14 protein-coding genes are annotated in these 14,142 nt (G+C 42.2%); 11 read left to right on the top strand and 3 right to left on the bottom strand.

The genetic code is table 11. From position 1 onward, the window contains the following. Positions 1 to 57: 57 nt before the first annotated feature. A complete protein-coding gene (locus MHI37_RS16240; RefSeq protein ID WP_076334739.1) occupies positions 58 to 678 on the top strand; it encodes a DUF3885 domain-containing protein in 621 nt (206 codons plus the stop codon). Positions 679 to 826: 148 nt separating this feature from the next. On the opposite strand, the gene MHI37_RS16235 is transcribed toward MHI37_RS16240, so the two are convergent. Further along, positions 827 to 1,366 (bottom strand): PCYCGC motif-containing (lipo)protein, encoded by a 540-nt coding sequence (locus MHI37_RS16235; RefSeq protein ID WP_076334740.1) that lies wholly within the window; start codon positions 1,364 to 1,366, stop codon positions 827 to 829. 166 nt (positions 1,367 to 1,532) lie between these two features. On the opposite strand from MHI37_RS16235, the gene MHI37_RS16230 reads away from it, so the two are divergent. The 3 genes from MHI37_RS16230 (at position 1,533) to MHI37_RS16220 (ending at position 4,519) form a co-directional block, all read left to right on the top strand. Next, positions 1,533 to 2,546, top strand: a complete 1,014-nt coding sequence (locus MHI37_RS16230; protein WP_076334741.1) for an SDR family oxidoreductase — start codon at positions 1,533 to 1,535, stop codon at positions 2,544 to 2,546. A gap of 295 nt (positions 2,547 to 2,841) precedes the next feature. Next, entirely contained in the window at positions 2,842 to 3,906 is a 1,065-nt protein-coding gene (locus tag MHI37_RS16225) for a glucosaminidase domain-containing protein (RefSeq protein WP_076334742.1), read from the top strand. Between the two features lie 76 nt (positions 3,907 to 3,982). After that, on the top strand, positions 3,983 to 4,519 hold the full coding sequence (locus tag MHI37_RS16220; RefSeq protein WP_076334743.1) for a hypothetical protein: 537 nt from the start codon (positions 3,983 to 3,985) through the stop codon (positions 4,517 to 4,519). 77 nt (positions 4,520 to 4,596) lie between these two features. On the opposite strand, the gene MHI37_RS16215 is transcribed toward MHI37_RS16220, so the two are convergent. Both MHI37_RS16215 and MHI37_RS16210 read right to left on the bottom strand, forming a co-directional pair. Next, the gene (locus MHI37_RS16215; RefSeq protein WP_179090122.1) at positions 4,597 to 4,743 is read right to left on the bottom strand and encodes a hypothetical protein; all 147 of its coding nucleotides are present in this window, start codon (positions 4,741 to 4,743) and stop codon (positions 4,597 to 4,599) included. Between the two features lie 138 nt (positions 4,744 to 4,881). Next, positions 4,882 to 5,778, bottom strand: a complete 897-nt coding sequence (locus MHI37_RS16210) for a rhodanese-related sulfurtransferase (RefSeq protein ID WP_076334744.1) — start codon at positions 5,776 to 5,778, stop codon at positions 4,882 to 4,884. Positions 5,779 to 5,920: 142 nt separating this feature from the next. Between MHI37_RS16210 and MHI37_RS16205 the strand changes: the two genes are divergently transcribed. The 7 genes from MHI37_RS16205 (at position 5,921) to MHI37_RS16175 (ending at position 14,093) form a co-directional block, all read left to right on the top strand. Next, positions 5,921 to 6,439 (top strand): hypothetical protein, encoded by a 519-nt coding sequence (locus tag MHI37_RS16205; protein ID WP_076334745.1) that lies wholly within the window; start codon positions 5,921 to 5,923, stop codon positions 6,437 to 6,439. 52 nt (positions 6,440 to 6,491) lie between these two features. Further along, positions 6,492 to 7,070: a sigma-70 family RNA polymerase sigma factor gene (locus MHI37_RS16200; protein WP_076334746.1), complete on the top strand. Its 579-nt coding sequence runs from the start codon at positions 6,492 to 6,494 to the stop codon at positions 7,068 to 7,070. After that, on the top strand, positions 7,060 to 8,031 hold the full coding sequence (locus MHI37_RS16195) for a hypothetical protein (protein ID WP_076334747.1): 972 nt from the start codon (positions 7,060 to 7,062) through the stop codon (positions 8,029 to 8,031). The genes MHI37_RS16200 and MHI37_RS16195 overlap by 11 nt, the downstream gene beginning before the upstream one ends. Before the next feature lie 21 nt (positions 8,032 to 8,052). Continuing rightward, on the top strand, positions 8,053 to 9,093 hold the full coding sequence (locus MHI37_RS16190) for a hypothetical protein (protein ID WP_076334748.1): 1,041 nt from the start codon (positions 8,053 to 8,055) through the stop codon (positions 9,091 to 9,093). After that, positions 9,090 to 9,956, top strand: a complete 867-nt coding sequence (locus tag MHI37_RS16185; protein WP_076334749.1) for a hypothetical protein — start codon at positions 9,090 to 9,092, stop codon at positions 9,954 to 9,956. Before MHI37_RS16190 ends, MHI37_RS16185 begins: the two co-directional genes overlap by 4 nt. Before the next feature lie 461 nt (positions 9,957 to 10,417). Beyond that, a complete protein-coding gene (locus MHI37_RS16180; protein WP_076334750.1) occupies positions 10,418 to 12,979 on the top strand; it encodes a cellulase family glycosylhydrolase in 2,562 nt (853 codons plus the stop codon). 82 nt (positions 12,980 to 13,061) lie between these two features. Beyond that, positions 13,062 to 14,093 (top strand): S-layer homology domain-containing protein, encoded by a 1,032-nt coding sequence (locus MHI37_RS16175; protein ID WP_076334751.1) that lies wholly within the window; start codon positions 13,062 to 13,064, stop codon positions 14,091 to 14,093. Positions 14,094 to 14,142: the final 49 nt, after the last annotated feature.

The raw sequence follows: 14,142 nt of genomic DNA, 5'->3' as shown, positions 1-14,142 counted from the left end.
CAAGTGAGTTTTATACCGGATGAAAGATCATATGACATAACAAACTGAGGGGATATAATGCCACAGGATATGTATAGTTACTTAAAAGATAAGTTTCCTGAATATTGGAGTGATATTAACATCCGTTTTGAATTAGGTGAACCATATCGAAACGGATCAAAGCGGAGAATTGTTCAAGTAAATAAACGAGTAAATACAATTTTCGAAGAGCTTTATAAACCGACAGATTTTATATATGTCTTAATAAAAGACTGGGGACCATATGAAGATCCTATGTTTGGAAATACGACTCCTGAGTATCTATATGAATTGCTCCAAGAAAGATCAATAGAAGAGGACACCCACTTTGAGATCGATGAAGACGAGGATGAAGATGGAAATAGATTTGAAGTTAAAAACCAGTATCAGTTTAAAGTCTTATCGGGTTTGGTTTCTTCAATTCCATATAAGAAAATCCTTGAAGGGGTTTCTCATTATGAGCAAGGACGAGAACCGTCCATTGGACAAAAAGTTTACTTTTTAAGTCGAGAAAAGGACATTCTATTTCACATGTACGATGATAGAGGATGCATTGTACACGCTATTTCAAAGGAAAATTTAAAGACACTATATGTAAAGTATAACGACTGGATTGTGGATTACTGGAGAGAGTACATTGATGGTATATTCAAGGATTAGTTATTCTTCATCTAACACATATTCAACCATTGTGGCTACAGGAATGCTAACAGATAACGATAGTCCAATAAATCAGCGACAGTCTAGGACTTTTCCCCTCGTCCATGGCTGCCGCTGTTTCTTTTATTGTGGTTAGTCTACTGCTTTATTAGGAAGCGGGAGGCAGCTCGGTTAGTGTAGGCTTGGCATAACCTTCCTTGTAGGTTTCATCAATGATTGTACGTATACGCTCGGTTTCGATGCCTGCAGACTTCATCGCTGCTGTTGTAACTGCAATTTCAATACAAACACTGCAGCGGGTGCTATGATCATCCCAAACAACAGAACCGTCCTCCTTGATTTCAGCGATAAAGCAATTAAGATTGCTTTTATGTCCTGCGCTTTCACCGCAGCCGCAATAGCAAGGGATAAAGGCTAAAATATCGGTAACCGTCGCTGCGGTTTGATAGGCAGTGAGCAGGGACGGAGCGGCATTGTCCAAAAAGGCTGGTAAAATGTCGAGAGAAGCTGTGGATTCCTGAAGATCACCTGAAGCACCATGCTCTGCCTCATGATGAGATCCGTTTTCTTCATGAAGTTCAGTAGAAACGTTCAGCTCTTTTTCGATGCTTGCCGGGCTGCTGCACGCACCGAGCAGCAAGGATGATAGAATGACTGAATAAAGAGTTGTAATTGCATACCGTTTCAATTAAGTCGCACTCCTTCATTTTGGATAGATAGCTGTAGTATATCATTTTCAAATATAAAAGAATTCATAGATATGGTACTATTAATTGACGATTAAGATGATCACAAAGGTAAGCGTTTCCAATTAATCGTATCGAAAGCTATCGACCTAAAAGGAGCGATTGACGATGAAGGTATTGTTTATTGGTGGAACTGGCTTAATCAGCGAGGCTGTCTCTAGGTTGGCGATTGAACGTGGGATAGAGCTATATCTCTTTAACAGAGGGAAGCGGGATGAATTTGTTCCAAGTGGAGCAAAGGTAATCCACGGTGATATTCGAGATCGATCAGCTGCTGCAGCTGCGCTAGAAGGCTTCGAATTTGATGTAGTGGTGGACTGGATTGCTTTTACGCCAGATCATGTAAGTGTCGATATCGAGTTATTCCGCGGACGTACGAAGCAATACATATTTATTAGCTCGGCTTCAGCTTATCAGAAACCGCCAGCGCACTATATCATTACAGAAGATGCTACACCGCTTGAAAATCGATTCTGGCAATATTCTCGTGACAAAATCGCTTGTGAGCAGCTGCTGCAAGAAGAACAAGCTGAAACGGGTTTTCCTATAACTATCGTCAGACCTTCCTTTACCTATGGAGATACGATGATCCCGACTTCATTAAACAGCTGGCAGCATCCATGGTCGATCATTGCTCGAATGCGTGCAGGGCGGCCAATAATCGTGCATGGTGATGGTACATCCCTCTGGACGATGACTCATAACACGGACTTTGCCAAAGGTTTTGTCGGCTTGTTGGGCCGAGAGGAAGCGATTGGCCAGGCTTATCATATTACGTCTGATGAGGTTTTGACCTGGAATCAGATTTACGAAGCCATTGGCGCTGCTGCTGGAGTAGAGCCAAAGCTTGTTCATATATCAACTGACTTTCTCGTTTCGTTTGATCCTAGTCTTGAGGGAGGCTTGCTAGGAGATAAATCCGTGACTAGCGTATTCGATAATAGCAAAATCAAAGGTTTAGTATCCGATTTCGAAGCAACGGTTTCCTTTGCTGACGGGATCAAGCGTACAGTCGATTGGTTTGAATCTCATCCCGAGCGGTGCAGTGAGGATGCGGAATGGAATGAACAGATGGATGCTATTATTTCTGCGCATGCAGCCGGTTTAAGTGCAAAAGGCTAACGTGGCACTTAGGAGCATTTTTGAAGTGAAATAGAAGGATATGAAAGCTCTTATTCTCTCGGGAATAGGAGCTTTTTTGTGTTTTCAAGCATACATGGAAGGGGGATAGAACCACGGTTTCTTAAGTTTAATTTTTTCTCATAATTCATGACGAGCATAAAAACTCGTCTTTTGGAGGAGACAGCGACATATACTGAGCACAGACCGTCCACTTTGGCTTGTAATTTACATTTATCCATCAGCTAACTTATAACGTAGCAAGTATACTTCATTAACTTAAGGGAGAGGTATAAACATGCGAAAAAAGTTAATTCAGCAGTTATTCGTCTATTTACTTATTTTATCCGTAGTCATTACCTTAGGAATGAATGTCGAACCTTTAAATAACCATTCGGAAAATCAACCATCAGAAGTATCTGACTCTTTAACCTTAAATGCCTCGAGTACCGCATTAACGGTTGAACCAAGCGAAGCTCCAGCCATTGCTCCGGCTCCTACCTACCCGCCCTTATCCGATTTAGGAAATTCCTCAGCACCTTCCATTGAACCTCCTCCCATAGCGCCCTCTGAAATCCCAATTCGTACAGTAGAAGATACGGCCGCAGCCGAATCTCCTGGACATACATATGAAGTTACAGCATATTATCTAAATGTTCGTACCGAACCACATGCACGCTCCGAAATCATTAAAGTCGTGAAACAAGGCACTAAACTAGAAGTTGCTGCTGAAACGAGTAATGGCTGGCTTGAACTGCAAGGCGGTGGTTTTATCCACGGTGGTTATGCACAAAAATCAAAAAAGGAAGTTACCATTTTATCCTTGCCGATGGTGAATAGTCTTCAACCGATGATTGAAATCGAGGATAGCAGCGCTCTACCAGCGCCGCCATCTGAACGTATAGAAGAGATCGCCCAGGTGGAGCTTTCCGAGCCATCATCGATCGTTGAGTCAGTATCTGGTCTAACCGAAGCGCATATTGCGAAAATATTTGAGGGAACGGCGCTATCTGATCATAATTTGGAACAAGCTATCCTTGAAATCGAAGAGGAGTATGGCATCAATGCGTATTTCACAATTGCAGTCATGAAGCTTGAGAGCGGAAATGGAAAAAGCCAGCTAGCAAAAAGAAAAAACAACCTATTTGGCCTAAACGCTATAGATGGCGATCAATACAATAAAGCGTTCAGCTTTGAAACAAAAGGGGACAGCGTACGGAAATTTGGACAGCTGCTTTCCAAAAACTATGTAGGCAAGGGTTTGACGACGATTGAGAAGGTAGCCAAAAAGTATTGTCCTGCGAATTCTAAATGGTCGAGTTTAGTGAAAAATATTATGAAAAGCGACTATCGGAAGCTCTGACTTGGATTTCATCCTTAAGTATGTTATTTTCAACTCCTAAGCAAAAAATTCCAGAGCTGCGCAGGAGGGAAACGAAATGAGTGAAATTGCAGAAAAAGTGCCATTCGGTTATGAACCGCCAAAGGATGAGCATAAAGGAACCATCGTATATTACGATTCATTTCAGCATACAACCGACCGTGAGCTTGATTTGGCTGCATACCTAACGAAAGAACGCTCCTTCACGAAGCTTGTGCTTTATCCGCTGCATGAGCTAAGTGTAAAAAGAATGTCCAAGGAAGAGGTCAGTCCATTTTATAAGCGGGAGGATCGTCTTCATGAATGGAAGCGGGCAGTTGAAGCGTCGAATGTGGTGGTCGAACGTTTCGAAATCAAAAGAAAAAAATATACACCGATTGATTCTGCATTAAGACATTTGTCAGAAACGTATCCCAAGCCGCTATTCTTGCTTATGACTGGTGAAATGGCGAATTTGTTTGCTTCATTCTCCTCGTTTGAGGAATGGATTGTTAGAATTAGATTGCTGCTGACTGAGGAGCCTGTTAATCTCCATCCTCGTCTTCTGCAATATAATCACCGCTGGGAGCCTATCGTCAAAAAAAATAAAGTTTAGTAAATAAAGAGCTTTCCGTGAGTGAATTTACTCTCACTGGAAAGCTCTTTTGTATTATTGAAGTGTAGTGACATTTGTTATCCCGTAGAAGGACTATTGGGAAGATGACCCTTTTGATTCTGATTTTCTGCAGTGGAAGCTGCCACATTGTTTTCAGCTTCCTTGGAGCTAGCTTCAAATGCTTGGTTTTTAGCTGGAATTGATTTATTTTTACTATTTGCCATCTTAAAGCCTCCTTCAAATGAATTGCCGCAATCACTAGGCAGGATTAGGGTATCCAACTTGTGCGGAAATCATTTACTGCAATACAAATAGACCGAGCCTCTTATAGCAAGCTCAGTCTGTTTGTCGCACGCTTATCATTATTTAACGCTAACTACATGCTCCTGGCATTCTGTAGAGCAGAAGCCATGCATGGTTTCGTGACATTCCTCGCAAACGATATGCTGCAAATGACAGGAATCATCGGCACAGTTAATGTATACGTCAGCTGGTTGCTCGCAGTGATAACATTTGCCTACAACAACAGCTTCATCCGTCTGATTAATGACGACAGACGTTCTCTCATCGAATACATAACATTTACCATCGAACAGCTTACCTTGTACTTCCTCGTCCTTGCCGTAGGTTACAATGCCGCCCTCCAGCTGGTATACATCGTTGAAGCCCTCACTCATCATCACACCAGTAAGCTTCTCGCAGCGAATTCCGCCTGTACAATAGGTAAGAATTGGCTTATCCTTAAAATCTGCCATATTTTCACGCAGCCATTTCGGAAACTCCTTGAACGTCTCCAGGTCAGGCCTAATGGCATTTCGGAAATGACCTAAATCGTATTCATAATCGCTTCTTCCATCCAGCACGATCACATCTTCTTTTTGCAAATATTCATGAAATTCCTTCGGTGAAAGACGGGTGCCGCTAAAAGTATTAGGGTCCAAGGGCTTGTCATAACGCAAGGTTACAAGCTCTTTCTTATAGCGAACGAATAGTTTTTTGAACGCATGCTGCTCGGCTTCGTCAATCTTGAACACCATGTCCGCGAAAAGTGGATTCATGCGCATATGCGCGATATATTGTTCCGTTTGCTCCATTGTGCCTGAGAGTGTCCCGTTAATGCCTTCATCGGCAATCAGGATACGACCCTTTACGTTCAATGACTTGCAATATGCAAGATGCTCGGCAGCAAATAGCTCCGCATCAGGTACAGCTACAAATTTATAATACAATAAAACTCGATATGGATTAGTATCGTTCATCTTCGTCTTTCCTTTCCGCTAAGCAAATTAAAGCATTCTATATTATAGTTGACCTGCTTCAAAATTTCAATAGAAATTGTTTTTCGAACCTTTTCTATTTTTGAGACCAATCTATCTTGTAAACAAATAGAGGAGGGGTACGATGAAAAAAGGATTTATTATCATTTTAATGCTCATGCTGCTATCCGCATGCTCGAATGCAAAGCAAAGTATACCACAAGATTATATCACAGAAATCACAAGTACTGATTTAAGCAAGGAGCAAGCAGGCGATATACAGCTAGGGGATTCAGCGCAGGTTTTGAATGAAAAAAAAGGCAAGCCTGATGGTCAATTTGATATCAAATTGAAAAATACAGGAAATTATGATACCCCTCAACAAGCTTGGGAATATCGTGATTATAATTACACAGTAAGAGACTCAAAGGTTAAAAGCTATAGCTTACTAGCTGAATCCGCTACCGAAAAGGGAGCACAGCTTGGAAATTCTATCAAAGGTGTTAAGGAGCTATATGGAGAAGGAAGTTATACAAGACAAATTGGTGATTTTGAAGCCGTTGGTTATATCGATAAAGAGAATGAATGGGTCATCGAGTTTTTTGTCGATCAGGATAAAGTAACGGGTATTATCGTGAGTGAACTATCATTATTTCAAAACTGAGGAATAAGAAAGCCAGCTCATGAGCTGAATGTCGTATCGGGAGGGGAAAAATTTGAAGGATTCGGATATCCATCACTGGTTAACTTTACTATTACAAGATGATCCAGAAGCCTTTCGGGTTGTATATGAAAAAACAGCTGATCATATTTATCGGACCGTCTATTACCTAGCCACTAATAAAAGTGAGGTTAACGATATTGTAAGTGAAATCTATATTTCGATGCTGCATGCTCTGCCGAAATACGATCACAATAGACCCTTTCGGGCGTGGTTAAATGGGTTAATTATTAATCAGGTTAATCATTGGAATAGAAAAGGCTGGCAACGACTTCGTTTGTTTACCCGTAATAAGCAGCTGCAGATCACACCTAACTGGAAAAAACCGGACGAGATAGCTATTGAGGCGGAGCAAAAAAATAATATACTTCAGCTCGTAAATGGCTTGTCTGCCAAGCTAAGGGAGGTCATTGTGCTCCGATACTATCAGGATTGCTCCTTTGAAGAAATTGCGAGTACGCTTGAAATACCGTTAGGCACTGCGAAATCAAGACATCATGAGGCGATAAAAAAACTGCGTAACCGTACCGTTAATTCCCAATTTTTCAAGGAGGCGTTTCATCATGTCGATTGAAGAAGAGCTGACGGAGGCGTATAAGCAATCTACTTCGAGGCTAAAGCGGCCATCTGAGCTGGATACCCAAATCGAGGAGCTGTTCCGAAAGCAAAGCTATAAAGAAAAAACGAAGGTGCATGCGATGAAAAAAACATGGGCTCTTCGTATTATTGCTGCAGGGCTTTTGCTAACGATCTTGGGTTTTTCCGTACCGTATATGATTTCTTTAAAGGATAATATTGTTACTTATGTTATACAATCCAACCAGGTCAGAAGCTACGACAAGGAACAGGCCATACATATCCGTGACTCCACTCAGCAAATGAAGCAATCATTGGCCGTTGATGGAAGAGGAATTTTCTATGCTAAGGAATTAAAGAATCTTCTACCGAAAACAAATCTTCCTTCTGTTATCGTGGTCCCCAATCCATACCTATGGTTGAGTGAAAAGGAATGGGAGGAGCAATTGCTGCAAGCGGATGCTGAGCTGCAATTGCCTAGCACGCTTTCTGAAGCTTTGTTGTTTTTGGGAGGTCAGAAGGAACATCCCTTTGGAGGTTTTCTGTCCATTAACGACTTAAGTTTTGTTGACGAACTAATGGCTCGTGTTAAGGAAGAAAATCTGGAGCAAGCGTGGATTGCTTTGCCGTCGGATAGTGATAAGCGGAATCCGGTTTTCACAACGCTGTATAAAAACCAAGCGGATGAGCGTATTTATATTACGATGGAATTATTTTCTGATAAAAGTCAGATTCAAACGATCGCACCTGTTACAAAGCAAGAGCAATTACTTATTGGGAAACAACCCGTTACTTACACGCTCACAGAGCCCTTTTTGTTTAGCGATTCCGACCTGTATCAGTCGGTATTTTGGTTAGATTCGCTGGGGGATAAAACGGTCATGTATACGGTAGGAAGTCCGGAGGCTGAGATCGGCAAGACTGAATTGACGAGCATTGCAGAACAATTTGTGCATTAATGATTCGGGAGGCATGCGAAAATGCCACTGTACAAGGTTTCAACGCGAGGACATTTCGTTACAATACTGCTAGGCGCATGGCTGGTGGTAGGCATTTTCATTGATGGCTACGCTCATAACCACGGTGCTGTAGAAACATTTTTCACGCCATGGCATGCCATATTGTACAGTGGTTTTCTGGCTTGTGCCTTATGGATAGTCGGATTGATTATTTATAGTAAAAAGAAGAATGGCTCCTCTTGGAAGCATCCCATTCCAATCGGTTATGAGCTTGGACTGCTTGGTGTCATCGTTTTCCTCATTGGCGGAGTATGCGATATGGTATGGCATATCGTTTTTGGCATAGAGGTAAGCATTGAAGCGCTGCTCAGTCCGTCGCATCTTGCTTTAATGCTCGGTGCGATCTTAATCATATCTAGCCCCTTTCGGGCGGCATGGAGAGAGCAGAATGAATCTCAGCCGACTTGGAAAACTTTTTTACCATGTTTATTGTCCTTATCGCTATCGGTTGCGACTGTTAATTTTTTTCTAATGTATATCTGGACGTTTCGCTATAATCTGCCTGTTCCGAAAGTTATTGAGTGGTATACGGACAATTCCAGTTATCTATTCGCTCATCGCATGGTGGAGGACGCACAAATACGGGGATTAACTTTTATTTTATTGAATACGCTGCTGTTTATGTATCCTGTACTTCTCTTATTGAAAAGATGGAAGCCTCCTTTCGGTACTATTACCTTTTTATTCGTGCTTATTTCAGGACTGATGGGCGTACTGGATGGTTTTTATCAAATACATGGATTAATCATTTCATTGGTTGCAGGACTTAGCGCGGATTTACTTTTACTTTGGCGTCGTTCGGAAAATAATGCTCTGAGGAGCAGCCGCTTGGTTGCCGTATTTACTCCTATCGTTCTATGGGGGAGCTATTTTGGCTGGATGGCTTCTACAGGAGGAATTGGTTGGGAGCCGGAGCTGTGGGTAGGCTCCATCGTTCAAGCTTCGCTGCTTTCCCTTGGACTCAGCCTTTTGGCCATTTCACCTGAAAGAGGAAGTAAATGAAACGTATGCGAATGATTTCGGTACTTATAGTTCCTCTACTTATTTTGATGTTAGCAGCTACTGGCTGTACTTCAACCACTTTAAAAAATGTCGATATGGAGCCGTCTACTCAAGGTTTGCTGGCTGCTCTTCAGAAGGAGCAAATGACAGCAGCGTCCGATTTAGGCTATCAGGTTACGATTACTGACATAACGGAGAGTGAGCCTCGCATCGGCAAGTCTGATCTTTACCTGCATGTATTGGATTCCGCTGGTCAGCCTGTCACTGAGTTTAAGGAAGACATGACAAAGCTTATGCATCTGATCGCTGTCAGTAAGGATCTGTCTTCGTTTCAGCATGTTCATCCTGAGCTGGTGGAGGGTAATCTATTTCACGCACAGCTTGATTTCCCATTTGCTAGTCCCTATTTAGTGACTACCGAATTTCGGCCAAATAAGGCAGAAGCAACGGTCCATAAACAGTGGCTTCAGATCAGTGGGACGGAGACTTCGAATGAGCCCTTATTGCCTGAACAAGTTTGGCAAAAAGAGATGAATGGTTTGCAAATTACTTTATCTGCAAGCCCAGCATTATCAGAAATGAAAGCCGGTCAAATGGTCATGCTGCTCTTCCGAATCATGGATACGGAGACCGGTAAGCCGATCAACAAAATCGAACCATTTCTCGGTACCTCTGGCCATTGTGTCATTTTGAGCAGCGATGCGCAGCAATACGTCCATGCGCACGCAATGGAAGCGATGAGTGGGGGAGCGAATGTCATGTTCCATACGGTATTTCCGCAGAAAGGAATTTATAAGCTGTGGGGACAGTTTCAGTATAATGGAGAAGTCATTACCGTTCCTTTTGTTGTGAAGGTCAACTAATTGATTGGCTTTATCTATGAGCGTGTTTTTTAAGACAAATACAAAGCAGCAGCCCTCACTTCATGTTGAAGTGAGGGCTGCTGCTTTTTCAGCATGAAGGCAGAAAATAAAGGATCTTAAATCTGTACCACTTTAACTAAAAAATGGGGTCTAATTTTCTTCTTAGTTCTCTATTACAATTAAAACTATCATCACTGCTTAGGTTCAACGGTACCTGTATTTTACCTGTTACGGGATCCTAAGAACGTAATACTTGCCTAATGTCTATTTTGGTTAAGAAGAGGGAGGTTATTATACTTAAACTTAAAACATGGAAAACGAGCAAGCGAAAAATAGAGAGGAGAGTTATTTGGGAAAGACAACATCTTGCGAAGATATTAATGAATGCGCTACCATTTTTGAATGCTAACAGCTGCTGGACTTGAATAAATCGTAAAACTATTTAGGAGGGATTTGAAAAAATGAAGAAAATCCTCACTCTATTCACTGCACTAGCATTAGTATGCTCCACACTAGCCTTATATTCTCCCAGCAAGGTGAATGCTGCCGAGACGAATCTGCCAAGTGCTTTCCTAAAAACCGATGGCAAGATATTGCGCGACAATAATGGTACTGGCAACAAGGTAGTACTAAGAGGTACAAATGCAGGTTCATGGCTGGTTCAGGAAGGCTGGATGGGTGCTACGAATGCACCGGATCAGTTGACGATGATCAAAACTTTCACGACACGCTTCGGCGAAGAAAAAGCATTAACTTTAATTAAAGCTTACGAGGATTCCTGGTGGCAGGAGCAGGATTTCGACAATATTAAAGAAATGGGCATGAATACGATCCGGTTGCCATTCGGCTACTTTGAAATGTTGAATGAAGACGGGACTATGAAATCTACCGCTTTTGACAGAATGGATTGGTTCATTAATGAGAGTGCGAAGAGAGGGCTCTACGTCATTCTCGATATGCACGCGGCTCCTGGCTCGCAAAACGGCAAAGATCATTCCGGCGACATTTCTATTCCGGATAAAGGGAATTTGTTCAAGAATGAAACGAACATGGCTAAAACTGTCTTTCTGTGGGAGCAAATCGCAGAGAGATATAAAGGGAATCCAACGATTGCTACCTATGATTTACTAAATGAACCAGGCGGAGCATTACACAAAGAACAATGGGATTTTTACGATACGCTGTACAAAGCTATTCGCGCTATAGATCCAGACCATATTATTACGGTTGAATCGATATGGGAACCAATGGATATGCCTGATCCTGCTTTATATGGCTGGGAAAATATTATCTATTCCTACCATTTCTATGGCTGGAATAATACGAATAGCTCCATATCTCAAAAAACGTTCACCGATTCAAAGGTTCCTATGGTAAATGAGTTAACGAAATATAATGTGCCTTTGCTGGTAGGCGAGTTCACCTTGTTTAGCAATCTTCAGAGCTGGGAATACGCGCTGAATCTTTATGAGGAGCAGGACTGGATGTGGACGACTTGGTCGTACAAAACCGTCAATCAAGGCAGCTGGGGGCTTTATAATGGCAATCCAAGCAAGGTGAACATTAATACGGATTCTTACGAAACGATTTTATCAAAATGGAGTAATGTGGATACGGCAAGGGCTTTCTCGAAAAACCATTATTACGCCGATACGATCAGCAATTTTGCAGACCCTGCGAGAAGTACGACTAACTCGAAAGAATGGTATCAAAATTTTGAAGGTGAAACGGTTGTGGAAGCAGGTGCAGACTCCACAGCCTCAGTTGATAGTGAAAGAGCGATTGGAACGGGGAATTCCGCTAAGCTTGTTGTGACTGGCAGTGCAATTCCTACTGGCACACAGCAATATGTAAGCATCAAGCCAGCGGATGCTGAAACGTTTGATGCTAGTTTTGCCAAGTATCTTATTATTAACGGTTACAATGCTACATCAACAGCACGTACCGTATATGTTACGTTCGTCGATAAGAATGGAAAGCTGTCATCAACGGTTCAAACACATGGAAATACAACTTTGCTATCCAATCAGTGGTCCAAAACAGCTCTGCTCTTAAGCAGTGCAGGCACAAATGCAGATCTTAGCGAGATTAAGGAAATCCGTATTGCTATGAGATATGCTGGTACGTATAATTTCGATAATATTTTCTTCGGCCAATCCTTCTCAGATACGTTGCCAGCATCAGCAGTGCCACTTCAAGCAACTGCGACATTGACAGGATCTGAAAGTGTTACAGCTGGCTTGAATGTAGATTTGACTTACGGCTTGAAAAATACGAATAAAGAAATTATCGCGCAGGACGTGACTATTTCGTATGACTCAAGCAAGCTGGAATTTGTTCCAGATCCAATATCATTAAACGAAGACAGATTCGTAGTAGCTGATTATGAAAATTCTCCTGGACATATTCGTATATTAGGCGTACATCTAGAGGATTATCAAGTGTCACCGAATAAGGAGCTTATGAAGCTTACGTTCCATGCGCTGCCGGATGCGTCCGCAGGTTCAACTTCCATTACAGTATCTAACGTCATTGTTGCTGATGGAAATGGTGTTGAAACGACACTTACTGGTGAGACTCACCAACTGCAAATTAATGTACTCGATAAAGCAGTACTTCATACACTAATCTCGCAAGCGCAGGCCGCACATGATTCGGCAATAGAAGGCAAGTTAATTGGCCAATATCCTGCCGGAACGAAAGCAATTCTACAAACAGCGATTAATGCAGCAAATGCGGTCGCACAATACACCAATGTAACGCAAGATACAATCGCACAAGCGACTAGCGATTTGGCCGCAGCTCTTCAAAGCTTCCAAGGCTCGGTTATTGTATCAATACCTGGCGATATTAACGATGATCAACGTGTAAGCGTTGGAGACTTGGCAGTGATGGCTAAGTCATATGGTATGAAATCAACGGATGCTGGATGGTCTCTCGTCAGCAAGTACGATTTGAATGGTGATAATCAAATTGACATCGTTGATCTTGTGATGCTTTCAAAAATGATTTTAAACTGGTAATCAGCAAGCAATAAAAAAGATTCATGCAAGGGGAAATGGTCGATCATTTCCCCTTCTTTTTATCAGAAAGGGTGAGATCTATATGAATTGGAGGCTCCTTCTTGTATGCTTTTGTTTCATCCTCTGCTTGCCTACAATCGTTTGGGCTAAGGAGATGCCTTCTTTATATTTGCAGGTGGATAGTCAAGGCACTAAAGTAGGACAAACGATTGCAGTTTCTGTTTTTGGAAAGGAGCTTGAGGATGTATACGGATATGAATTGAACTTACAATTTGATCCTAAGCGGTTTAATGTGAAGAGCGTCGCTAGTCCGATCACGGGCTTCTCGGTTCCGCCTATCGTTACAAACGGGCTTCTCACTTTTGCCCATACCAAGGTTGGACGCAATACGACTGGCGATAACGGAACGGTAAAGCTCGCTGTCATTACTTTTGAGAGTCGTATGGAAGGGGAATCCCGATTAGAACTTAAAGACGCCAAGCTAATTAATAGTCAGCTTGCTGAGACGAAGATAACGGGAACCAGCGGATTGAGTATAAAAATCACTCCAAACGCCAACCTTTCATTTCATGATATTGAAAAGCATTGGGCGAAGGAAGATATTCTGAGGGGGGCATCACTCGGATTGATTAATGGGTTCCCAGACGGAAGCTTTAAGCCGCAAAATCTTGTGAATCGCGCTGAGTTTACAACGATGCTGACACGGGTGCTGAATTTAGCTGAAGGTGATAAGCTTGGTTTTGCAGATGAACAGAAGATTCCGGATTGGGCCAAATCATCCATATCGGCTGCTGTGGCTGGAGGCATCGTAAAGGGATACCCAGATGGAACCTTCCGACCTAGCAGCAACATATCTAGAGTGGAGATGGCTGTGATGGCAGTGCGGGCAGCTGGTGTCACTGAAGGGGCAGGCCAAGCTCTGACGTTTGAAGACGCTGATGAAATTCCGATATGGGCCAAACCTGCCGTGACGTCAGCAGTAGATCAACATCTAATCCAGGGCAGAGGCAACAATCGATTCGTATCATTAGATCATGCGACTCGAGCAGAGGCTTTGAAGATTGTTTTAAATTTATATGATTTAATTCGTGATAACCAGAATATTGAATCCTAATTTGTTGAAAATAAGAAGAGCCTCTTTTGCCAATAAAGAGGCTCTTCTT

This window comes from Paenibacillus sp. FSL H8-0548 (genome assembly GCF_038630985.1).
Taxonomy (GTDB): Bacteria; Bacillota; Bacilli; order Paenibacillales; family Paenibacillaceae; genus Pristimantibacillus.
The sequence above is the reverse complement of the archived record's forward strand: the minus strand, read 5'-3'. Positions and strand labels throughout refer to the sequence as shown.